The sequence below is a fragment of the Bacillus sp. J14TS2 genome, from assembly GCF_018333015.1.
Lineage (GTDB): Bacteria > Bacillota > Bacilli > Bacillales > Bacillaceae_C > Lederbergia.
Window position 1 is genome coordinate 47,146 of record NZ_BORE01000008.1, and the last position, 25,549, is coordinate 72,694.

Here is a 25,549-nt window from a genome sequence, read left to right on the forward strand (position 1 = left end):
CACCACATTCTGTGGAAGTTCGTTGGCGGGAAGCTTTCCTTGTGCTCGAACTTTCGACGTACAGGATGCATTAGTGTCGGAAGCTTGCGATTGACGTCAGCGTAGTCGCCGACTTGGTCCTTTTTATACTTCTTTCTGAACACTCAATTATTGTATAGATTTAATTGTCAATTCCTTAAAATAAACGTCTGAGTATCCTGATCTTATTCCTACTTTTCCGTTCATAAAAGCCATTGGATCTTTATAGGAAATAATTGGCTCTTTTTCATCATCCAAATAAACGTTCATTTCATTACCCTTGACCGAAACACGTAAATGATATTCTTTTCCTCCATCCAGTGAAACAGTTGACGACTCTAGTAAGGTAGAGTTATAGTTTAACTTTTGTAAAGTTACTTCTCTTGCATTGAAAGCAATATAATAACCCATCAACGAATCATCTACTTGATGTTTAAACTCGGATTCATTGGTGACTCTTAATAACAATCCTGCTTCATCCATCAATTCATCATTGATTTCAAATGTCAAATCTGCTTCAATATCTGTCCACTTCTCATCACCTAAGTACATCTTCATATCTTCACTAGAATTAGAAACAGCTCCTATCTCAGGTAGTTCCCAGCGCCCATGGATATCCTCTGTTTCCACTTGCTCCAATCCATCTTCAATATCAAATTTTTCATCAGAGACAAGATTAAATTCTAAATGGTCAATCTCCACTTCTCCACTTTTCAGCAAAAGTTTTAATACATGAAAACCCTCATCTATATTCATTCTGCCGAGTCGAACTTTAAGCAAACTAGTATCAACATCCATATCTTCCCTTTTCACCTTAAATGTCTGTTGCTTTTCGTCATCTATCGATACTCCGAATGAAAGATTTTTTTGAATGGAGTTTGGATTTATAACTGCATTTACCTCATACAATCCCGTTTTACTTGCATTTACTTTATACTTAAGCCAGTCACCTTTATCTTTTAGAGCCACAGAATAGGAACCATCCTCACGTGATTGAACAGGTACATTCTCCCGGTATTGATTTTCTTTTGAAGGTTCTTTAATCGAATACCCTCTATTTTCCCCCTCCAAGTAATGAACAGCCTCAATCGTGCCAGGTAATGGCTTATATAATTCCACATCACTTGAATGATCAACTTGGTCAGAGAATGCGGTATATCCTAAAGACATGCTCGCATGTTTCATTTGATAACCTATTTCTCCTGCACCAAAATCAGACGCTTCCACTTCTATTTTTTTCATGCCATCCAAAAATACGATTGTTTTATCTTTTCTATTTTCTACTCTAATAGTATGCAGATAGCTAAAATCAAATTCTTGAGGAAATGCAGCCTCATTTAAGACTTTGCTCTTCCCATCCACTACTTGTAAAAGTTCTATTTTATTTCCTTCCAAATCAATCGATACCGCACCATAATTTTGATCATCCTGATAAGAAAATTGGATTGCCAGCTGCGCATCCTTTTCAATTGTCGCTGCTGCAAAATTAAACTCCGCAGTAAAATGATCCTTTGTCTTAGCCTCACTTAACCAATTGTTCTTAACCAGTTCACTTTCTTCCCATCTCTGTTCAAAATCAGCTGATTCCGGTACAGGAGTCGGGTAGTGGGTTGGACCAAGCACATCCAACTTTTTCCCATTAAAGACCATCCGATCGATATTCATTTTGCGTACAGGAGGGCCCTCAGCCGAACGGCCAATGAGATTATGGTATATAGCATAATAAGAATCTAGATTCGGACCCATCACAATGGAATTATGACCAAGCCCATTAAACTCATCTTCAGTACTGATTAGAACCGGATTATGTTCGGGAACTTCATATCCTTCTAATGGGCCTTGTTCAGAAACCGCATAATTAATTCTGTACCCTTTACTGAAAACATGATTTCCTGTATACGTCATATAATAGAGATCATTATTCTTAATAATCATTGACCCCTCTGTCCAATGATCGAGAAAGACATTTGTTTCCACACCTTCCTCAAATGTATACGGATCTTTCATTCTATGGCCAACTATTCCCTTATTTCCTGCATGAGTAAAATACCACGAGCCATCATCATCAATAAAAACAGATCCATCGATAGACATTCCAAGATTCTCCGTTTCAATTTTAAAAGGGCCAGTTGGACTCTTACTACTTAACACATAATGTCCATTTCCGGCTGGCGACGTATACATATAAAAGGTTCCATTCCAATAAACAACTTCAGGTGCATAAGCAGAAGTTGTCCGCTCATCCTCTGTCACTAACCCTTCGTATGTCCAATTAATTAAATCTGTGGAACTCCATGCTTTAATTCCTACTCTGGCATCCTTTGTACTCACATATAAATAATAAATCCCGTTATAACGGAAAACATAAGGATCACCATTACCATAATCCGGCCATTCGTCAGCCAACTCAAATGGATTAGCGTAAGTCTGCATCTTATCCATATTTACATCCACCTCTACTTCCTCTATTTGCGTACAAGCTGTTAACCCCCATAGCATCAGACTTAAATAAAGGAGCGTAAAATATTGTTTTCGGTTCATGCCAATTTGTAACCTCCAGAAACATTCAACTTACTTTAAATGCGTGTTCAAAAAGAAGGATAAAAGCGCGGAGTCCAGTCTCCGACATTAGTACATCCTGTACGTCGGAAGTTCGCGGAGTCCTGCAGGCGCATATCACAAACATGTTACGATTGTTATTGCAGATTTAGGCCAACAGGGCATTGGTCAGGACGACGCGAACTTAGCTGTTCATCCACTTGATCCTTACTTTTTGAACATCCTCTTTAACTATCCTTTTATACCACTGATCGCCAATGATTGAACAAAATGCTTTTGTGCTGCCAAAAAGATGATCACACATGGAATCATGGATATAATGGATGCAGCCAATATCAATGGATAATTTGAAGAGCCCATATACTGTGCCTGCATTGATGCGATTACGACCTGTAAGGTTTGTTTCTCTGGAGAATGCAAATAAATTAATGGACCGAGAAAGTCATTCCAAATTCCCATAAAACCTAATGCCGCTTGGGCCGCAATAGCCGGTTTGGCGACAGGTATAACAATAGTAAAAAAAGTCCGGATAAAACCGCTACCATCTATTTTGGATGCATCAATTAATTCATCAGGCAAGGCACTCTGTAAAAATTGTCTTAAAAAGAACACGATCACAATATTGCCAAATAGACCTGGTAAAATTAAAGGTAACAAAGTATCCACCCAATTCAATTTAGAAAACATAATAAATTGTGGAATCATCACGACTGCAAAAGGAATCATCATCGTACCTAATAGCGCTAAAAAAATCGTTTCTTTAAAAGGAAAGGCAATTTTAGCGAAAGCATAAGCAGCCATCGTGGAGGTAAAAATGCCAATCACCAATACAAAAATGACAACGATAAGTGTATTGGTAAATCCACTGAACAGCGGGACTTCCTTCCAGACATCGATATAATGTTGAAACGTTGCTGGGTCGGGAATCCATTGCGGTGGCATTTGAAATATATTTTTTTGATCTTTTAATGAGGTAGAGATTGACCAAGCAAAAGGTACGAGCATCGCCACTGATCCAACTAACAGTATAGCAAAGGCCCAAATATTAATAATTTTTTCACTTCTCATACCTTCACCCTCCTATCCTTCATAAACCCAGTGTTTAGATAATTTGAATTGGATTAACGTTACAATAAAGACAATCACACCTAGTATCCATGCAATCGAACTGGCATATCCCATATTGTAATATTTAAAACCATGTTCAAAAATATAGAATACAATCGTAGCCGCACTATATTCAGGGCCTCCGTCATTAGCGAGAACATAAATTTGACTGAAAGACTGAAACGCCCCGATTACTCCCATAACAAGAACAAAGAAATGAATAGGTGATAACAAAGGAAAAGTAATCTTTACAAACTTTTGGTAAATATTCGCCCCATCCACTTCCGCTGCTTCATAATAAGAACTTGGAATAGATTGAAGTCCTGCTAGATAAAGAATCATATTACTTCCCAATCCTGTCCAAACGCCAATAATGATGAGCGCTGGTTTTACCCAAGATGCACTTCCTAGCCAGTTAGGACCTTGTATTCCGAACCATTCCCAAAGCATATTATTTAAAAGTCCAAAATCATAATTAAGAATCCACTGCCAAACAAGTGAAACAGCAATAATTGGAGTGATAACCGGAATATAATAGATCGCTCTAAAAACGCTAATCCCTCTGATCTTTCTGTTCATCATAACGGCCAATATTAATGAGAGGATCATCCCAATTGGGATTCCAATCATGAGGAAGATGGTATTATAAATAGATTTAAAGACCTTTTCGTCTCCGAGAAGTTCTTTATAATTACCTACTCCTGCAAACGTAGGTTTATTAATTAGATCCCATTCAGTAAAGCTTAAACCAATTGACCAAATGGTAGGAATCAATCCAAATAAGAAAAAACCAATTACTGGAGCTGCAACAAATAAATAAGCCCACATGATCTCTTTCTTTTTATATCCGGGAATTTTAGAACGGTTTTGTTTGGAAGGGACCTTTTTCTTGGTCTCCATAAGCAACTCACTCAAAATTCTCCCTCCTTTTGTTTAGGCTCTTTTCTTAAACGTTAATGATCATTTTTAATAACGAGAAATTGGAAATGTTTACCACCCAAGAAAAGAGCTACTAACTTTGTAAAAACCGCTAAACTTCATTAATTATGTGTAAAAGCCGACTTTTGAGCTTTTACAAAAAGAATGAAAGGGCTGGGAAAAGGTAATTTGCCTAAATAGCAAACCGCCCATTTGCAAACGCATTCTTTATTCCCCAGCCACTTTATTGGATCACTTCAAGTTTCCCTTTTTGTACAGTTCCTCCATTTTAGGTTTAGCTTGTTTAACCCAATCCTCGACAGACATTTCTCCGTTCCAGACCTTTGCTGCTTCCTGATTAAAATAATCAAGCCACTGAACATCTGGTGATCTCCAACCGTTGTTTGGTTTACCATAATCCTCAATAATATTAATAAACTCTTGACGGTTTTCTGGAGCCTGATCCATATTTAAAAATTCGTCTTCTGCTAGACTCTTTAGGTTTGGTACTTGTTGTCCTAACTCCATAAATTGCCTTTGTCCGTCTTCATCCAATGATAAGTAGGAAGCAAGAGCAAACGCCTCATCAGGATGTTCTGTTTTTTTGGAAATAACAAATCCCATAGAGCCAAGCCAAGTTGCCGTTTCCCCCGTATTAGGACTAGCTGGCCAAGGTGCTAAATCCCAGCCAAATGGCAATTCCCAAAAACTTGGTTGATCCCAAGGGCCCATTGCGAACATTGCCACTCCTCCAGATACAAACCTTGTGTAGGAATTTTGCGCTTCTTCCGCTTCTTGGGATGGTGATACTTTATGCTTTTGACTTAAATCTGCGACAAATTGCATCGCTTCGATAAATTCGGGTGTATCAATTTTTGCCTCACCCGTATCATAGTCTATAAAATCCGCTCCATTACCCCAAACAGCATTTTCTAAAGGAAAACCCGCGATCCCAAATTGATCCGTTTTCCCATCACCTTTTGTATCTTTTGTTAATTTTAACGCAGCATCTAACATGTCATTCCATGTCCATTCTCCAACCTCTTTAGATGGATACTCTACCCCAGCTTCATCAAATAAGTCTTTGTTGTAGACCATTGCCCATGGTCCCACATCTTTTGGCAAGCCATATAAATCTCCCTCGCCTACTGTTGAACCATTATATCGATATCTGTCTAATGCCTGATCCCAAACATTGTCCGGGTTAAAAATGTCTGTTTGATCAAGATATGTTTGTAAATTTAATAGTTGATCAGCGCCAGCGAATCGGGCGAATTCAGGTCCAGCAGCATAATACACATCAGGTTGTTTACCAGATGCAATTAATGTAGAGAGTTTTTGCGAATATTCTGCAGGCGGAACACTCGTATACTTTACCTTCACATTTGGATATTTTTCTTCGAAAGATTTAATCACAGATTGGAAAATTTTCTTCTCATCCGGATTTCCGTGTCCCATAAATGATAATTCAATTGTTTCTCCCTTTTTCTCTGATTCTCCTCCTGAATTACTCGAGTTACTACTGCATCCCGCGACAAAGAGAAACGCACTCAGAACAAGTACAAATAACCCATTTCTAACCCTTTTCATATTTGACCCCCTAGAAATGTAATCACTTACATTTACTATATTATTAGGTTGCCAGAACAAAATATATACTATATTTAGTATAAAATAGATTAACTATATTATTTTGGGTATAAAAAAATACCTAATAGATAGCTTATTAGGTAAAAGGCGGTGAGATGATTAAAATAGCTCATTGATAAACTTAACCGGGACAAAGACTCTTCTTGGCCGATAATCCCCCGTAAGTTGCTCTTGTAATAGTTCTATTGTTTGTTTGCTGCATTCTTCAATATCCTGTTGAATATAAGAAACACCCTCAATTCCTGAATAGTCAAAGGATATGATTTCAATCTCCCTGGCAGATTCTTTCTTTATCCTTTCCACGGCTATATTTGTATAGCGTGCTAATTCTGCATTCATAATAAAAAGCGCAGTAATATCTGGATTGCTCATCAAAAACCTCTTAATTAATAACGGGGTTTCTTCGATGGAAATTTTATTAAAGTTCAATAATAACCATAAATTTTTATTTACAACCAAATCATTTTTTAAGAAGGCTCGTTCGAAACCAATTGATCTCTCATTTGTAACAGTATTTGTAATTAGTGGTGAAATCAAGCCAATATTTTGATGGCCTTTGCGAATTAAATAAGAAATCACTTCAATTGTCCCTTTTTCATTTTCGGAAGAAACACTGTAGGTCCTAATATTTTCTAAATACCGATCAATTAACACGAATGGGAATTTATCCAATGAAAGTCTGAGGATCGACTCATTATATACTTCCTTTTCAGTTGGAAAAATGATAAGTCCTTTAACTCCCAATTCTTTAAACGTCTTAATTGCATTGCTTTCCTCAAACTGTGACTCTCTCGTAATTTTAACCATTAAATTATACTTATACTTCGATGCATACAACTCAATATAGTTAACTAATTCTTGTTCGATCTTTGTTTTCATACTAGGCAATATAAGCCCCACTATCCCATTGGAGTAATCCTCTGGACTCATCACAGATGGGTTTGACTCTTTTAGAAAGTCGCTTTCTGCTACAAATGTACCCTTCCCACGAATTCTCTCTACAATTCCTTCCTCTGCAAGTCCATTAAGTGCATTCTTTGTTGTAATTTGACTCACATGGAACTTTTCCATTAACTCCTTTTCAGAAAAAACCAAATCTCCTAATCGCAATTCTCCAGATTGAATCTGTTCTTTAATATATTCTTTTATCTGTTGATACAAAGGTATATTTTTTATAAGTCATCACCCAAGCCTATTGTTATACTAACTATATCTTATATACTAACAATGTATTTGTCCATTCTTTGATGATGAAGTTACATTTTAGGGTAGATATCTTATAAAAAATGCGCTTGGGTATATATAGTAATGGTATTTTCATTGAGAAATCGTATGGTGAAAGAACTAAGAGTTACCTTTCTATTCCTGACTTAAAATTTATCATAGGCTGATTTAATCGTAAATGTTTTATCCGAAAATATAAATCACTGTCATTTTTTCAATAAATTAATAACAATTATCATTTCGGTATACATATCCCACTTCCTTCCAATCGATTAAGTTTTCAGATGACAAAGCAAGATTTGATGACGAAGTTTTTGTAAGAGTCAAGTAAAAAATCTATTTCCTCAATAAATAAAAGTCATAGACCATCAGTTAGAGACATGTTTTAAAATTTGGCAGCGATCCGGCAGGCGCGCTTATATACTTCTGTAAGATATTCGACGGGCTCCATTTTTTTGTATAGGTCGTTCTCATGACGGTCTGGCTTGGAGTTTCTGGTCAATTCAAAGGTAAGGATATCGTCAAAGTCGCATTTTTTTAATCGCTCAACATTATAATCCCAGTCAGCGATCCCATCAAATGGTAGTAAATGGAGATCATCTATCCATGTAGTTTTCCCATTGTAGTCACGAATGCCAAGATTATCGTTTAGGTGGGTAATGAGCAGGCGGTCGCCGAAACGAGCAAGCAGATCCTGTGAATGGTTATAGCACATTTCATGACCGGAATCCCAGCAGAAGCCAACTGCTGGATGATCAGCGAACTCTTCCATGAGTGCAAATAGATATTCTTCTCCTTCGGTATTTTCAAGAGCAATTTTGACACCACTATTTTCAGCTGACTGGACAAGTTGCCCAAAACGTTCTAAACCGATCTGTGTGGGGGTGTGATCTTCAAAGCCAATAAAGGCATGTGCCACCATGATTGGAATTTCCCATCGCTTGCAATCTTCCAGACAAGCTAATAACTCTTCCAGTGCTACTTGACCACTCTCTTCATTATCGCCCCACATATCGGCGGAACGTCCGAATGGGGCATGGATGGAATGATAGATCATACCTGTTTCTTTAGCGGTATTTACCCATTCTTCCAGCGGAGAATCTGCTTGCCATCCCGTAAAGAATCCATCAAATCCGATGTTAGCAAACGTTTTTATTTGTTCATTCGTAGACAATTCGAAGCAGTCTGATGTAGCAAGACATAGTTTTTTCTTCCACATTATAAATCGCCTCTTTTCAAGTCATGTTATTTAGAATAAGCGCCCAACATTATCAGTGAGTTTATTTAAAATTGAAGATATTAGATTAATCAGTTCATGTATATACTATAGTTAGTATAAAATTGGATATAGACGAAGTTTTCAGTCCTTAGCTTTGCAGCACTTTTAACTTTTCAATAATCTAGAAATCTTGCCATCATTGGCAAAGTGGAGGTTTTACTGCCATTTGATTAGAGCATAATCTCTGTTTCCGCAAGGTTTCAATGGAAAAAGGCCACTTCCGGTAAAGGAAAGCGGCCTTTTCTATTGGCACTTCATTCTCTAGTCTTTAAAATTAGTGAGTTGGATTATTTCCAGGCATTTGCGGTTGGACTTGTGCTGGAGCATATCCATTCTGGATTTTTTGCATATCTTGCTGCGACAACTGCGGTACCTGATAGTAACCGTGCTTATTTTGGTAAAGAGATATTTCATAGGCCATTTCAATACAGTTTGGTAGAGAATCAGCAAGCACACGACGAACGACCGGGTTTGTCGTTTCCATTGCGGCAGCTGTTTTAACAGGAGCACCTGATTTAACAGCGTTTAACATGCTAAGCGCTATCATTTCATCATTAAGTTCTGTAGCAGATTGCATTGGTTTTTGTGGTTGACTTGTTGGTTGCATTCCATAAGTAAAATTATTTCCTTGATTCATCTTGTAACTTTGCGTAGGTTTAGCAGGATCTTGTCCTGATTGAAAACATTCTAAAGTGGTGTTATACTCATCTGCCATAAATTGCTTTTGACGCTCTAGAATATCGCGAAGCTCCTGATCTTGTACATGTTCACTTAGCATCGTATACGTGTTCATTGTGTTAATTACACCAGACAACACCTCGTGTACATCGAACATCTCGTGACCACCATGGTTCATTTGTGGTGAAACGGCTCCTGTTTCAACGTTTTGATTATTTTGCGGCTGTTGGAATTCCATTCTAATACCTCCTAAATTTGGTTTACTTGAGATAGTATGAGCCATTTGTCAAAAACTATCCGTTTCTAAAAAGGAACGGGCCAACTTCTCTATAAGAGAGGCTGCCCCGATTGGTTGATAATATGATTTTCCTTAGAATAAAAGCTTTCCTTATGTACTTGTCTTTTCTTCATATCTGTTTCGATCGTTTAGAGTTACGGTTGTATTCATTGGGAAATCATCTTCATTCTCCATTTACCATCTAAGTAGATTCCGTTCAAGTTCTATAATTGTTCAAATAACACACCACTTTTTGCTAATCTGTCAATATTTGGCGTACGAACAAATTCATTTCCGTAACAACCGAGTGTATCGAAACGTTGCTGATCCGTGCATATCCAAAGAATATTTGGTTGTTCCATTTTCCTTCCTCCCTATATGTGTAGTCTAATATACTGCTTATGCTTTAAAATTAAGTAATTCTTACATGATACTAAAAGCTACTAAAGATCTACAATGGTTAGTATAGTTAAATGAACATGCCCATCATCGTGTATGAACATGTTCATTTACATCGTAGATTCGGTACAATACAGTTAGGATTCCCTACTCATCACTCTCCGCGGATAGACATCTGTCCGCTCAGCCCATGTCTCCCAGATTCCTTTTAATTCGCTCACAAGTTCTGGATGCTGATCTCGTAAATTATGCAGTTCGGTCCGGTCATCATCGATATTATAAAGCTCCCAATCTCCTTCTTTAATTTTTGATAGTTTCCACGGGCCTTTTCGCACACCGCAATGTTGCTCATGTTCAAAACAAAACGTCCGCTCTTCCCTTCCCTCTCCCAAAAAGACAGGTACTAAACTATCCCCTTCCATTGGCAGAATTTGATGACCTCTATAGTGCTCTGGATAGGAAGCATTTGTAATATCAACCAATGTGGCCATAATATCAATGAAATGACCAGGTTGGTGATCAATCTCTCCTTGACGTTTAATAACCTCAGGCCAATGGGCTAACAATGGTGTACTAATCCCACCTTCGTGTCCATAGTGTTTATACAACCGAAGGGGCGTGCTACATGCGTTTGCCCAGCCCGAACCATAACTATGGTAAGAATCAGGTCCTCCCATCTTATCTAGATCTGCTTTTCGATGTAAAAAGTTAGAGGTTGTGATCCAATTATCAAATCCCCATGGATCCCACTCCGCACATGCCCCATTGTCAGAACAAAATAAAATCAGAGTATTTTCCAGTTCACCATTTTCTCGTAAATCCTCTATAACTCGTCCGATATTTTGATCCATCCGGTCAATCATCGCCGCATAAATGGCCATTCGTTTCACTAAATCCTTTTGTCGATCAGGATCAATCGAGTCCCACGCAGGGTTCGGACCTTGGATAGCCCGATCTCGATCCCAGTATTCTGACCGAGGTGTTAATGATGTATTTTCTCCAACAATCTTTAACTTCTTCATTCGTTCTAATCGATCTGCTCGAATTCGATCCCAGCCTTTTTCGTAAACCCTTTCATATTTGGCAATCTCCTCCTTTGGTGCTTGGAGTGGAAAATGAGGTGCATTATAAGATAGATAAAGAAAATATGGCTGATCGTCCGAACGCGAATCCTCAAGGAAATCTAGTGCATAATCAGTAATTGCATCTGTTGCGTAAAATTCTCCTTCGTTATATTGTCGTTTTGGTCGATTTTCAGGTAAGCGAGAATAGTCTTTTTGATCCCAAAAACTTGTAAATCCGCCTAGCATTCCATAAAAATCGTCAAAGCCTCGCTCTATTGGTCCCTTTTCCCCGACATGCCATTTTCCAGATAGATACGTATGATATCCACCTTCCTTTAACACCTCGGCAATCGTCACACATTGATCCTTTAGAAATCCACGATAACCAGGAGTTTCATAGTCTTCTGTCATTTCTCCGACACCAGCTTGATGTGGATATAATCCGGTTAACAACGATGCCCGACTTGGACAACAACGTGCTGAATTATAAAATTGTGTTAATCTTAATCCATCTTCAGCAAGTCCGTCTAAGTTAGGCGTTTGAATCTCACTTCCGAAGCTCCCCAAATCGGAGAATCCTAAATCATCGGCTAGTATCATTATAATATTTGGTTTTTCTGCAGCCATTTCCACCCCTCCAAACTTGTTTTCTTAAAAATTAGCCTTTTTGCGATACTCTTTATTTTTTATGAAAATGGAATCAGTTCTCCAACCAGCCCTTTTGTTCCTCGATAACTTCCCTAACTCGCTCTTCATATTCTCTTAAAATTTCTGAAACACTGCGATTCCCATTAGCCAACTCTTCAATTAAATCACCTCTAAATGAACCATCAAGTGCATAATCATAGATAGATCTTTGTTCTGGTCCACCATTATACGAGTTGTAAAAAAATGCCCCAGTATTTTTATCAGCCATGCGAGGTTCATCAGCGTAAATTTGATTTTGAATCTCTTCATTGGCTAAAGGCGTACTTAAGCCCAGTCTTACTTGCTCTGTTTGATATTCATCTGATAAAAGATAAGCAATTGCTTCAAAAGCCTCATCTTTGTGTTCACTCGTTGCAGCAACACCAAGGGCTGATCCACCTTGAACAGGGGCTATTTCTGGTCGATCCTCAAAGGTCGGCCACGACACCAAATCCCAGTCCAATCCTGTTTCTTCTTCCACTCGAAGTAATGGTCCGACATCTTTAAAACGAGCGGATATCGCCGTCTGTCCCTCTAACACCCATGGAGGTGCTTCATTCCCAGGTATTTGTCGCATATCTCTATATACTTCAAATCCAGCTTTTAAACCTTGTGAGTCAGCAAATATTGGTTCATCCGTTTCCGGATCAACATAAGTAATATCATATGCTTCTCCCACAAAGAATGGATTCCATATTTCCAAACCATAATATTGGGTACCATCATATTCCCTGGTTAGCTGTCTACCCAGATCAAGTACTTCATCCCATGTCATACCATCGGTAGGATATTCAACACCAAATAGATCAAATATTCCTTTGTTGTAAAAAAGAGCTAAAAGATCAGGCTCATAAGGAAGTAAATATAATTCTTGGTTAGGGGCATACGAACGAATACGCGACAACAAGCCGGGTTCAATTCGTTCTAGATCAAATCCATGTCCCTCCACTAATTCATCCATATCATATACTAACTGCGATTCCATATAGAGTGATACCTTAGAAGCATTAAACACCTCGATAATATCAGGATGAACTTGTGCCGCAAGCATTTCCTCTATACCTTCCCTACTCTGAGCTATGCTATGAAATTCAATTTTAATATGGGGGAATTTTTCTTCAATGGCTTCTTTTGCATCGTTATAGCGATCTGGATTATCAGTTGACCAAATTAGCGTAATATCTCCATTATCTTCACTCTTATTAGAATTAGCATTTTCTTGTTTGGAACATGCACCAAGAATAAGTAATATTATTAACGATAAACAAATATTTAAGGAAAACCGATTCATCTTCTAACCTCCATTTTCAAAAGCATATCGTCCAACTTTCTATAGTTATAAGCGATTAATCCTTTGATTCATAGGGTTTAGAACGCATCTTCCAAGCCATTGAAAAACAAGTCCGACGAGTAAGATTTATGCCCTGCTATTGATTCTTTTTAAATTCTTTTACAAGGGTTTCTGCTTCTTCCTGAGCCTCACGCAAAATCGTATTCACATCTTTATTTTCCACAGCCAATTTCTTCCTAAGATCCATCATAATCTCATCAAGTTCTTGGTTAAACGGAGAGGGCTTACGATCGGGCGACGGGTCAACAGTGAAAATATCCTGTAAATGTTTCCCTTCATACGCATTTGAACCAGCGGCGTACGATTCGCGGATATCCGAGTTGTCCAGCACAGTCACTCGGTTCACTTCCTCGCTTAAATACCGTTGTGCATCATCTGTCACCATTTCGGCCGCAACATGCAAGGCAGCCTCCCTATTCTTGGCAGTCTCGGGAACGACAATTGCATGATAATCAACATTCCGACCGAGCCCCGGCGTACTGACAAACGAAGGGAAGGAAGTAATATCCCAATTTAACCCAACTTCCTCCATTGTTGGAATGTTCTCCGTTACCTCCGTTACCCAGACAGGAATCATTGCCAATCGTCGTTCTTCCATAAAGGCACCCATCCCGCCATATCCATAATTCTCTTCATTCTGACCGACCATCCCAGGGATACTGTACACTTGTGCGTATACATCTATAACTTCCTTAAAATCATCTGTCATCATATCCACATCACCATTGTCGTCAACATAAGACAAGGAATGGGCACGGAAGAGCGCATGTATCCATCGCGGATCTACTCCGAGATAATCAACGCCATCCCGTGTTCCGGTCACCTTCCTAGTCAATTCGATCACATTGTCCCAAGTGAGATCAGCTTCGGGATAGTCTACACCGAACAGGTCGAAGATATCTTTATTATAAATCAAGACACCATAATTCAATGATAAGGGCATTGCGTATATAGCATCTGGTGTATCGAAAATCTCCGCCTGCTGTTCTAAATCCGCCACAATGGCTGGATTAAAACGACTTAAATCGAGGTTCTGGCTAGCGAAAAATTCCGACATATCGCTAGCCGTCTCTCCCTCAACATGGTTGTATAAATTAGGATTACTAGTAATAATCATGTCAGGCACTTGACCAGCTGCGACCATATCCTCTAGGGAATGGCTCGTTTTCTCAAAGGATACATTCGGGTACTTATCCGTTACCGGTTTGAAGAATTCAGCGAGTACGTCATCCTCCAGTAACATCACTTCACCCATGACCGTGATTGTCACAGGCTCTTCCAAAACATCCTCGCCTATCTCCTTTGTCTCGTTGTCAACCTCCTCATTCTGGCATCCAGCCATTACAGTGACTAGCAATATGAACAGGACGCCAGGCCAGCCAACTTTTTTCATCCATATCATCCTCCGTTATAATAAATTGAAAATATTCGATGCGACAAATCTCCCTAAACCACGACCATTGGATGGTAGTGTATATGAATAGGATTTCCTTGCTTTTGGATACCGACTTCATTACTGTGGGGGATGATTAAAAATATCAAATTAAATGTGAAATTTAACAGCTATTTTAATTGTGTAATAACTAATGATTTGGCTTCCGGGCATCATTATTCTCTTTAATCTTTTCTAGCGCAATCTTCGGTGTTCGGGTATAGTAATACCCACTTATGTAAGCATCCACTATTTTTCTATAGGAACACTCCCTGTATCGCCGATTTCCATAGCTCCATACAGAGATAAGTTCATTACAATTTACACTGGCAATGCTACGTTTTTTAGAAAAGCTGGATATAACCTTGACAACAGGAATCTCTCCCACCCGCTTAGACGCTCGTTCCTTGTATTGAAATATACAAGGTTTATACCCTATGCTAATGATTCTTTTCAAACTCTTTAGCAAGGGTTTCCGCTTCTTCCTGAGCCTCACGCAAAATTGTGTTCACATCCTTATTTTCCACAGCCAATTTCCTTCTTAGGTCCATCATAAGCTCGTCAAGTTCTTGGTTATACGGAGAGGGTTTGCGGTCGAGTGACGGGTCAACAGTGAAAATGTCCTGTAAATGTTTCCCTTCATACGCATTTGAGCCAGTGGCGTATGACTCACGGATTTCCGGGTTGTCCAGTACAGTCACCCGATTCACTTCCTTGCTTAAATACAGTTGTGCCTCTTCCGTTACCATTTCGGCCGCGACATGTAAGGCGGCTTCTCTATTTTCCGCAGTTTCTGGGATGATAATAGCATGATAATCAATATTTCGGCCAAATTCAGGTGTGCCAGTAAATGTTGGAAAAGAGGTAATATCCCAATTTAATCCGGATTCCTCCATTAATGGAATATTCTCCGTTACCATCGTTACCCAGGCTGGGAACATGGCTAAGCGACGTTCCTCGATAAAGATACCCATTCCTCCATATCCATAATTCTCTTCATTTTGACCAATCATTCCAGGGATACTATATGCTTGATCAAACACATCCATGACTTCCTTAAACCCGTCAGTCATCAAATCAACTTGGCCGTTGTCATCGACATACGATAAAGAATGGGCACGGAAGAGCTCGTGTATCCATCCTGGATCCAGCCCAATATACTCAATTCCATCCCGCATACCCGTCGTTTTCCTAGCCAAATCAATAACGTCGTCCCAAGTAATGCCTGCCTCGGGATAATCCACACCGAACGTGTCGAAGATATCTTTGTTATACATCAAAACACCGTAATTCAGCGACAGGGGCATTGCATATATAGCGTCTGGTGTGTCAAAGACCTCCCCATGCTGCGCTAAGTCCTCCACAATAGCTGGATTAAAACGGCTTAAATCAATGTTTTGGCTTTCAAAAAATTCCGACATGTCACCAGCCAACTCTTTCTCGATATTATCGTACAAACTGGGATTACTAGTAATAATCATGTCAGGCACTTTCCCTGCTGCGACCATATCCTCTATCGAATCACTTGTTGCCTTGAGAGATACGTTTGGGTATTTATCTATGATCGGTTTGAAGAATTCATCAATCATGTCATCATCCACCATCATCGCTGACCCCATAATTGTGATCGTCACAGGTTCCTCCAAAACATCCTTGCCTATTTCCTTTGTTTCGTTGCCTACCTCCTCGTTCTGGCATCCAGCCATTGAGACAGTGACTAGCAATATGAACAGGACGCCAAGCCAGCCAACTTTTTTCATCCATATCATCCTCCGGTTACATTAATTTGAAAATACTCATGCAGACAACTCTCCCTAAAACCACGACCATTGGATGATAGTGTAATTAGATTTAATAGCTATCCTAATTGGTAATAACTACCGATTTGGCCTACGTGCATCATTAATCTCTTTAATCTTTTCTAGCGCAATTTTCGGTGTTCGATCTTCCTCTAGTAATCCATTAATCTCTTGTTGAACATCTGTTGTTTGGGTATAGCAATATCCACTGATATAAGGAATTGCCTTAATTGCATCGGTCATTTCTCGGTAGCGCTTTAAAAATGCTTCCTCTGTATCCACTTTGTTCCCGTAGCCCCAGCCGCTTTCATCTTTAAAGGCAATCCCACCGTATTCCGTCAGCATGACAGGTTGTCCTTTATATTGATAGCCTTCCGCAAATGCATATTTATGATGGTTAGCAGTCGTTTCATTGCTAAGAATTCGATCCTTGTCCTTATAATGCTCGTAAAATACTTCTCCTAGTTCTTCATAATCATGCAAGGCGATAATATCGGAAATCGTATGCTCCCATCCGTCATTGGTAATAACTGGACGTTCAGAATCAATTGATTTTGTTACAAAATAAATAGCCTCTGTAAACTTTTGTTGCTTTTCCTCTGTGAGAATATCGGATACTCCCCAAGATTCATTAAACGGCACCCAAGTAATGATCGAAGGATGATTATAATGCTGTTGTACAATCTCTAGCCATTCCTTTGTGAAGTTCTCAATCGCCTCATCGGAAAACTCATAGGTCGCAGCCATCTCGGACCAAACCAATAATCCCTTTTTATCACACCAATATAAAAATCGTTCATCCTCAATCTTTTGATGCTTTCGCACGCCGTTAAAACCCATCTGCAAAGTTTTTTCAATATCCTCAATCATCGCTTCATCAGACGGAGGAGTGAGCATTGTGTCTGTCCAATAGCCTTGGTCTAATAGAAGCTTTTGATAGATTGGAAAATTGTTTAACAGCACTTGCCCATTTTTGATCGAGATTTTCCTCATCCCAAAATAGGAATCTACTTCATCTACAAGGTCTCCACCCAGATACAGACGAAAATTTACATCATACAAATTTGGATGCTCCGGTGTCCAGTGAAATATTTTCCATTCATGTATGTCAGAAGCGATGTCCACTTCAAAGCGAAAATTGGAACGATCAGGAATTATCGAAAATTGCTTCACCTTTTTTCCCGAGAATGTAATGGTCGTCTCAAGTCTTAAATCTTCCAGCAGTTCTCCATGCAGTTTATAGTCAAACGCAACAGATTTTGTATCAATATTTGGTGTCATCTTCACTTTTTCAATGTTTTCTTCACTCAGAAATTCGAGCCACACGGTTTGCCAAATCCCAGTATTTTGTACATACCAGCACCCAAAGTTTTCATCTGTCCAGCGTTGCTTTCCTCTAGGCTGATAACAGCTTTGACTATCTTCTACTTTCACGACTAGTTCGTTTTCTTTGGTAGGATCGATCGCATGACTAATATCAAAAGCAAACGCAGCATATCCTCCTACATGCTTACCGACATAAACCCCATTCACCCATACTTTGGTGACATAATCAGAGGCTTGAAATCGGAGAATAACACTCTTACCTACCTCACTTTTCGGGATATCAAATGTTCTTTGATACCAAATATATGGATGAAACTTCTGCTCCCCGATTCCACTCGCCTTTGTTTCATATGTAAACGGGACTTGTATCTCTGTCGAAAAAGAAGGCTTGTCATGCCATGAGCCTTTTTCACCAATATTATGATCATCAAAAGCAAACTTCCACGTGCCATTTAAATTCATCCATGATTGCCGCTGAAATTGTGGTCTCGGGTATTCTGTTCGTTGATACGTTTTTACCATCGTCATCTCCATTCCTCCCCTTAAATTATCTTTACTCTGATACTATCAATCTCCAAATTCTCATCGTCTAAAACAGAATAAAATACATTTAAACTGTTTTAATACTGTTTTATTGTATACAACACATAGAATACGCTTTCATTTTCCTAGTGTCAAGGTTATTTTTGAATTGTTTTACTATTTCTGTTTGAATAAAAAACTCCCTCTTTAAAAGGGAGTTTTTTCCTATGAATACTCTATTAGCAACCTTATATCTTGGGGATGGTCACCAAATTGATGGCCAAATAAGTTAAATCCCCCTTTATGAACCGCATCATCTTTCACACCAATTTTAAAAGACAAATATTTACGATCCAATAAATCGAGATCATTAAGCGTCACATTAGAAAGAGTGAATTCATCAATAGTCGAATTTTCCTTTGTGATTTTCCAAGTTTTTAATGAACCATATTGTGTATTCGTTGTTTCATTCCAATATTTTGGATTTAGCTTTCCATGGCGATCACCGAAATCACCAGGACTGGTCCATGTGCCAATCTCAACTTCATTTATCCATACTGTAATATCCGATGGCCAATTATGATCATGATTAGGAGCTTCTGAACATAGCTCTAAGGAAAATTGGATCGTATTTATCGTCGCTTCTTTTGGGATGACTAGTGGAAATCGATATTCAAAGTAACCTTTTCTCGTCCAGATAATTTGGGCCTTTGAACGTTCAGGACTATAAAAATGAACGGGATCATCCTCCGGGATGATCATTCCATTGTGATCAGCCATCCCACAAGTAGGTGCAACCTCATAGTCAATATACTGTCCGATCGGCATTTCTAGTTCAAAAGTTTTTTGATCTCTTTTCATAAAATTCTTTACATTATTTAATTGGATGTGAACGTCATCAAAATTCCGTTTACATACTTTCATAGCTCCTCTGCTAGCCGGGCGAAGCTCAGTTGTGATTAACTCCGCCTTTTCCAATATTTTAACATGGGCAGCTGTAGTTGAAACAGGAATATCAAGGCTTTCAGCTAATTGATTGACGTTCATATTTTCTATATTTAGTAGATTCATTATTTGAAGACGTACCTCTGAGGATAAAGCATGGGCTATTATTTGTAGACTTTTAGGATCTTCCATTGATAGTTCTAACAAGATAACTCCTCCGAATCACAAGTTCTTTATTCTATTATTCTAGGTTATACATACCTTTATTATAATATATACAGAAAATATGTAAACATATACAAATCATGTATTAATTCAAAAAAAAGAAGCCCCCTCCTCTGTGAAAGAATTCTAGGACAGAGAAGATGAGCTGTGTTTAACGTATTAACGCAGCGGGGGGCAGTCCCCGCTAGTCTTTTACTATTTCCTGTACTCTTCCTACCTGTCCATTCTGAAGGCGGACTTTAATACCATGTGGATGTGATGAGGAGTTAGTGAGAATATCTTTCACGATTCCACGTGTTCTTTTCCCTGTTGCTTGGTCTTTTTTTAATACAATGTCTACCAATTGCCCTGTTGAAATATTTGTTCGATTTTTTCCGTCCATATAATCCATCCTCTTATGCAATTATTTTCCTTCAAGTTGTGTTGTGGTTGAATTAGTTGCTTACATTTTGTTGTTCTTACAGTGACTTCAACGAGAAAAGCTTTATCCCGTTTTGGCTTTCACTTTTGACATATTCCGTTGAGCCATGATTAAACCATAGTAGATTCCTTGCTTTTGCATTAGTTCTTGGTGGGTACCAATTTCTGCGATTTCGCCCTTATTCAAAACGAAAAGTCGATCCGCATTCTTTAATGTAGAAAGCCTATGAGCAATGGCAATTGTTGTTCGATTTTTTGTGATTCGCTGTAAGGCTTCTTGAATGGCCGTTTCTGTGTCAATATCCAGAGAGGCTGTTGCTTCATCCAAAATTAGAATGCGCGGATTATGGAGAACAGCTCGAGCAATGGTAATCCGTTGCCGTTCGCCCCCAGATAAATTATTGCCATTCTCTTCTAGCCATGTATCATATCCATCTGGTAAGGTGACGATAAATTCATGAGCATTGGCAATTCTTGCCGCTTGTATTACCTCTTCCATCGAGGCATCAGGCTTAGAATAACGAATATTTTCCATAATTGATCCTCTAAACAACATTGTCTCCTGTAAGACCATCCCAATTTGAGAACGGAGATCCTCCTGTGTAATCGCCTTTATATCATGACCATCTATTAAAATTTCCCCTTCATTTACGTCGTAAAAGCGAGATACAAGATTAATAAGCGTTGATTTTCCAGAACCGGAATGTCCAACCAGCCCGATCATTTCCCCTGGCTTAATCATAAAATTAATATTTTTTAAAACAGGTTCATATGATTTATAGCCAAAGGTTACATCGTGAAATTGAATGGTTCCATGAACAGCATGACGAATGGAGCTATCCTTGTCAAAGACCTCAGGTTCCTCATCAATCACCGAAAAAATACGATCAATGGCGATCACAGCATCCGCAATCCATCTCGGCATATTCATGAGCCAGGCAAGCGGGCCAAAAATCATACTTGCATATCCGGTAAACTGGACAAGTTCACCAAGATTCAAGCTACCCTTGAGAATCATATTACACCCAACTAATAATACAAAATACGTACTAATTTGCAGGAGATACGTGGAGATCGGAGTGAGTATACTGTATACCTTCTCCGATTTATAGGCTGCTGTTGCATACTCTGTATTATACTGCCTAAACCGTTTGATTTCACGTTCTTCCTTTCCAAAGGTCTTGACCACTCGAATGCCGCTCAGCACATCATGAAGATAGGAATTCGCCTTATCAAAAATCTTCCATTGCTTACGAAATAGTCTTCGAACGATCACTCGCCAAGTCATAAATTGTAAATAAGCGACAAACGGTGCCGGCAATAACACGATTAACGCTAAGCGCCAGTCAGTCATAAATAATAAGACTGTCACCGAGATCAGCACAATGATTTGATAGATCGCTGTTGTGAAAACCTCTTGAATGAGCCGTCTAATTCGATTCGTATCGGCTGTCACCCGGTTCATCAAATCGCCCGCTCGCTGGGAGGTCAAAAACCCAAGAGACAGATTTTGAATTTTTCCATAGACCATTTTTCTTAAATCAGCGGCAATCGTAGAACTGACTGTGGCCATCACCCGCCCCTTTGAAACATTTAGAAGTTCTCCTGCAACTAAGGCAAACAAAATACCACCAATTGCTACAAAAAACATGGTCAAATTTGGACTTTGTCCTGCTGGTGGCTGAAGTGCAGAATTGACAAGCAGCTTTTGGAAATATGGACCTGTTAATGCTACAGCAGAAGTGATAAGTAAAATAAATAGTCCTAACACCATCATACGCCAATGAGCTTTAGACACACCCAATAATCTTTTTAACACTGCCGATTTATTCATACATTTAGCACATGTTCTTGTGCCATGCAGCAGCCTGCTTCCACAATTCGAACAAATCCGTTCTTCTTCCTCATTATAAATCCGAATTTCACTATTCGTCGCTATATAGTTTAAGATTTGTGCAATATAGGAAAGCCGAGCGATATGCTCCATCGACACTCTGACAATAATCCTTTTACCTAGCTCATCAGTCGATTCAAGAATAGCATTCCCAACTAATGGGACAACTTTGTAATCATACGCTTCGGAGATAGAACTACTTTCTTGTACCTTTCCCGCTTCTACATAGGCCCATTTTTGCTGACCAATCACAAAATACCCTTTGGTTCTCCACCCACTTAGAGATAGATCAGCTGGTATACAATAGCGGATCGTTTCTCCAATCACCTTTTGAACAGCTAATCGATCTTCATTTGAAAGTTCATAAATTAAGTTCATAATCGCCTTCCCTTATAAATTAAGACAGTATATTTCCGTTTTTCTTATTTGAGATTCAATTACTGCAAACTCTTAGATTTCTATTTACGTACAGCAGCCCAATCAGCTGCTTTTCTTTATCTAGCTGCAGGCGGTAGGGGCTCGAGGTCAAATAACCTTGAACCGCTGAAGGGAACTTCACCCTTCCTTGGTTCAAGAACATTTGCTTGTCGCCCCTAGTCAACCGCCTTCCGCTTTTCTTTGTCTAGCTGCAGCACCCAGCGACTAGCAAATTTACGCCTTCTTCCTACGATAAATCAACATCGCCTCATGCTTCGCCGTGTTTCCTTTATCTCAGGCCTACAGGATGTAGGTCAGAACAGCGTTGCGACGTACAGGAGGTACTAGTGCAGACGAAGCGACAGGACGTCGCGTTTGAGTCTGCCGCTAGGACGGCGCGTTTTTAGCTGTTCATCCTTACTATGAAAATTTGTACGTCGCTGAACGGGCGTTTCCGCTTTTCTTTACGTCATGCACATTTCGACCATGCGGTATTCTTTGTCTGTAAGAGTGGTGATATCTTTTATGATAAAGCGGTTGCCATCGACATCGGTAACTAATACTTTAGTTGTGGTGACAGCGATGACATTTCCTTTCCCCATTCGAACAGTGAAATAGCAGTTACCAGAAGTGGTTTGGGTTTCCCAATAGGAATAACCGAATTCCTCGGTTATTTTATCTACTTTTGTAATCTCTGGTGCAAAATAACGTAAGTTGATATGATCTTCTAGCAAGCTTACCGTCTCGCTCGGGAATTCATCTAAGGATCTAATAATGCCAATTTCTTCATTCTCATCCGTTCTAACAGAAATAAAAATTCGATTATTTCGATGAGGAAAGGAGCAATATAAATAGGCAGCAGGATATACCTTTTCATCTATATGAACCGTTAACATATGGCCATCATTTTCCACAAACAATGCATTATCTTTCGTTAGATAGTTCATTTTGGCTGCTTCTGCTAGCTCTGATTTATTTTCATGACCATCTGTTTCAATATCAAGCTTTTCCATTTAAATCACCTCTTTCATCTTTAAGGCTTCTTCATACTTTTTCACCATGCCCGCATAGATTGCATCGTTCTTCATTAATTCTTCATGTGTTCCTTCTTCAACAACCTTTCCTTCTTCCATCACGTATAAATAATCTGCATTTCGCAATGTTGATAAACGATGGGCAATGGCAATAGTGGTTCTCCCCTTCGCCAATGACTCTAGAGCTTCTTGAATTTGTAGTTCCGTCTCTGTATCTAATGATGCAGTCGCTTCATCCAATATTAGAATTTGTGGATCATGCAAAATCGCTCTGGCAATCGAGATCCGTTGCTTTTCACCACCAGACAGATTATAGCCGCCTGTGCCGACAACTGTATCATAACCGTCTGGTAAACTTTCAATAAAATCATGAGCATTCGCTACTTTCGCTGCATGAATTATATCCTCAAGGGAACATTCCGGATTCGCATAAGCAATGTTTTCTGCGATCGTTCCGATAAAAACATATACTTCCTGTGAAACAATTCCAACATTTTTTCGCAACGTATCAGCTGCTAGATCCTTTACATTGATCCCATCTATTTTAATTTCTCCTTCATTCACCTCATAGATTCGTGAAATTAAGTTCACCAACGTAGATTTACCTGCTCCTGACGGGCCCACAATGCCAATCATTTGTCCCGATTTTGCCTGTAACGATACATCTCGCAAAATAGGTTTATTGGCTTCATAATGAAAATGAATCTTAGAAATGTCGATATCCCCTTTGAATTCTTCCAGATGGAGAGCATCTTCCTTTTCGGTTATTTCCGGGACAGCATCTTGAATTTCAAAAACCCGCTGTGCCGCTGACATGCAGTAGGACCACCAACCTGCAATATCATTCATGAACTGGACTGGACCAAATAACATGTAAATATACGTAATAAAGGTCATGATTTCTCCAAATGTTAACTCTCCTCCGATCACTCGCCATCCACCGAAGGCCCAAATTAAAACACCGCCAATCTGAGTGAGCATATTGATGATAGGAAAAACTGTACTATTCATTTTATTAAATGATTGTTCAGCATTGGAAAAGGAAACATTCGCCCCCTGAAAACGGTCAATCTCCACCTTTTCCTTACCGAAAGCCTTTACAATTCTTGCTCCGCGCACCGTATCACTAATAATGGAATTCATCGCGCTCGCCTTCCTATGCCTTTTCCAGGACATTCTCCATAATTTCGGAAAAACAGAGCGGATTAATAAAACGACAAATGGCAATGGGACCAAACAAACCAGTGTCAATTTCCAATCCATCACCAGTAATATGGTGGTGACCCCAATAATATTCATTGCATTGACAACAAAATAAGGAATACCATCAACAAAGAAAAATTGCAGCTCATTTGCATCATCATTTACCCTTGTCATTAATTGACCTGTTTGTTTTTTCTGAAAAAATGACAAAGACAATCGCTGCATGGAAGTAAATATGTTTGCCTTTAGATCAAAGACAATATCCGCGGCCATACGAGCATTGATCACTCCAAATAAGATTCCAAAAACTAAGGACAACGTTCTGAAGAGGATAATAAGCAAAATTACGAGTGTAATTTTCCCCGCAAACGTACCGGTTCCTCCCAATGCTTGGTCAAATAGGACAGTACCTTGAAAATAAGGGATCACAAGACCTGTTGCTGAGTTAAGGAGCATAAATAAAATAATGAAGAAAATAGACCGTTTATGTGGGACCGTAAATCCTAATAGTCTTGTAAAAATTGCCCCTTTCTTCAGGCATTTAGGGCAGATTTGCCGTCCCTCTTCGGGATATATCATGCCACATGTAGGACAGGATTTTACGCTTTTATCCTCCTCTTCATGCCAATCGATCGGTTCATCATTCTTTAATTTCATAAAAGTTGAAACAAACTTTGTCGCAGTAGCCATCTGTCCATTTGTGACAGCTGCAATCGCCTGCTCCTCAAAATCCTTGATAACAATAAGGCCAGAGGCGATCAAGTTTACGATATGGATCTTTTCAATTTCTTCTATTTTAAATCGATCTAAATCAAATTTTTGCGTTTCATTAGGAACCTCGTTTTTCCGGTTTTTATCGAGTACACGAAATCCTTTAAAAACCTTTTCCTTTTGCTTTTCATTGGCGTTGGATAATCGATAAAGTGAGTGTTTTGTCAGAAGCAGATAGGTATCGACAAAACCGCCATCTATGCCCCGATCACAAAACACCCAACCTAGGATCTCCTCTTCTCCTATACCGTTTTGCGATAAAAGGGGTTTCAATTCATCAGATAATATATTCATTACTTGTCAATCATACACCTCACACGGAATGGGCTTTTAACGGCTCATTCTCTTCA

General features: G+C 39.1%; 18 protein-coding genes. All 18 read right to left on the bottom strand.

Features of this window, described 5'->3' with window-relative positions; genetic code table 11:
* Positions 1–147: 147 nt before the first annotated feature.
* The 18 genes from KI375_RS13505 to KI375_RS13590 all read right to left on the bottom strand — a co-directional run bounded on the left by KI375_RS13505 (position 148) and on the right by KI375_RS13590 (position 25,493).
* A complete protein-coding gene (locus KI375_RS13505; RefSeq protein ID WP_244852624.1) occupies positions 148–2,559 on the bottom strand; it encodes a family 43 glycosylhydrolase in 2,412 nt (803 codons plus the stop codon).
* 249 nt (positions 2,560–2,808) lie between these two features.
* Positions 2,809–3,645, bottom strand: coding sequence for a carbohydrate ABC transporter permease (locus KI375_RS13510; RefSeq protein WP_212974009.1), 837 nt, complete (start codon positions 3,643–3,645; stop codon positions 2,809–2,811).
* A 12-nt stretch (positions 3,646–3,657) separates the two neighbouring features.
* Positions 3,658–4,584 (bottom strand): carbohydrate ABC transporter permease, encoded by a 927-nt coding sequence (locus KI375_RS13515; protein WP_212974189.1) that lies wholly within the window; start codon positions 4,582–4,584, stop codon positions 3,658–3,660.
* 270 nt (positions 4,585–4,854) lie between these two features.
* Complete coding sequence (locus KI375_RS13520; RefSeq protein ID WP_212974010.1) at positions 4,855–6,192, bottom strand: ABC transporter substrate-binding protein; 1,338 nt, start codon at positions 6,190–6,192, stop codon at positions 4,855–4,857.
* Positions 6,193–6,351: 159 nt separating this feature from the next.
* Positions 6,352–7,413: a GntR family transcriptional regulator gene (locus KI375_RS13525; protein WP_244852626.1), complete on the bottom strand. Its 1,062-nt coding sequence runs from the start codon at positions 7,411–7,413 to the stop codon at positions 6,352–6,354.
* A 448-nt stretch (positions 7,414–7,861) separates the two neighbouring features.
* Entirely contained in the window at positions 7,862–8,695 is an 834-nt protein-coding gene (locus tag KI375_RS13530) for a sugar phosphate isomerase/epimerase family protein (RefSeq protein ID WP_212974011.1), read from the bottom strand.
* A gap of 334 nt (positions 8,696–9,029) precedes the next feature.
* Positions 9,030–9,671: a spore coat protein gene (locus tag KI375_RS13535; RefSeq protein ID WP_212974012.1), complete on the bottom strand. Its 642-nt coding sequence runs from the start codon at positions 9,669–9,671 to the stop codon at positions 9,030–9,032.
* Positions 9,672–9,934: 263 nt separating this feature from the next.
* The gene (locus KI375_RS13540; protein WP_212974013.1) at positions 9,935–10,072 is read right to left on the bottom strand and encodes a sulfatase-like hydrolase/transferase; all 138 of its coding nucleotides are present in this window, start codon (positions 10,070–10,072) and stop codon (positions 9,935–9,937) included.
* Positions 10,073–10,246: 174 nt separating this feature from the next.
* Positions 10,247–11,800, bottom strand: coding sequence for an arylsulfatase (locus KI375_RS13545; protein WP_212974014.1), 1,554 nt, complete (start codon positions 11,798–11,800; stop codon positions 10,247–10,249).
* A 73-nt stretch (positions 11,801–11,873) separates the two neighbouring features.
* Positions 11,874–13,151, bottom strand: a complete 1,278-nt coding sequence (locus KI375_RS13550; RefSeq protein ID WP_212974015.1) for an ABC transporter substrate-binding protein — start codon at positions 13,149–13,151, stop codon at positions 11,874–11,876.
* 136 nt (positions 13,152–13,287) lie between these two features.
* Positions 13,288–14,604, bottom strand: coding sequence for an ABC transporter substrate-binding protein (locus KI375_RS13555; protein WP_212974016.1), 1,317 nt, complete (start codon positions 14,602–14,604; stop codon positions 13,288–13,290).
* A gap of 479 nt (positions 14,605–15,083) precedes the next feature.
* On the bottom strand, positions 15,084–16,403 hold the full coding sequence (locus KI375_RS13560; protein ID WP_212974017.1) for an ABC transporter substrate-binding protein: 1,320 nt from the start codon (positions 16,401–16,403) through the stop codon (positions 15,084–15,086).
* 117 nt (positions 16,404–16,520) lie between these two features.
* Positions 16,521–18,290, bottom strand: a complete 1,770-nt coding sequence (locus KI375_RS13565; protein ID WP_374706849.1) for a glycoside hydrolase family 2 protein — start codon at positions 18,288–18,290, stop codon at positions 16,521–16,523.
* A 225-nt stretch (positions 18,291–18,515) separates the two neighbouring features.
* A complete protein-coding gene (locus KI375_RS13570) occupies positions 18,516–19,442 on the bottom strand; it encodes an ArsR/SmtB family transcription factor (RefSeq protein ID WP_212974019.1) in 927 nt (308 codons plus the stop codon).
* 202 nt (positions 19,443–19,644) lie between these two features.
* Positions 19,645–19,842, bottom strand: a complete 198-nt coding sequence (locus KI375_RS13575; protein WP_212974020.1) for a YwbE family protein — start codon at positions 19,840–19,842, stop codon at positions 19,645–19,647.
* A 102-nt stretch (positions 19,843–19,944) separates the two neighbouring features.
* Positions 19,945–22,152, bottom strand: coding sequence for an ABC transporter ATP-binding protein (locus KI375_RS13580; RefSeq protein ID WP_212974021.1), 2,208 nt, complete (start codon positions 22,150–22,152; stop codon positions 19,945–19,947).
* A gap of 503 nt (positions 22,153–22,655) precedes the next feature.
* Positions 22,656–23,204 carry a DUF1854 domain-containing protein gene (locus tag KI375_RS13585; protein WP_212974022.1) on the bottom strand — a complete coding sequence of 183 codons (549 nt, stop codon included), beginning with the start codon at positions 23,202–23,204 and terminating at the stop codon, positions 22,656–22,658.
* Entirely contained in the window at positions 23,205–25,493 is a 2,289-nt protein-coding gene (locus KI375_RS13590; protein ID WP_212974023.1) for an ABC transporter ATP-binding protein, read from the bottom strand.
* Positions 25,494–25,549: the final 56 nt, after the last annotated feature.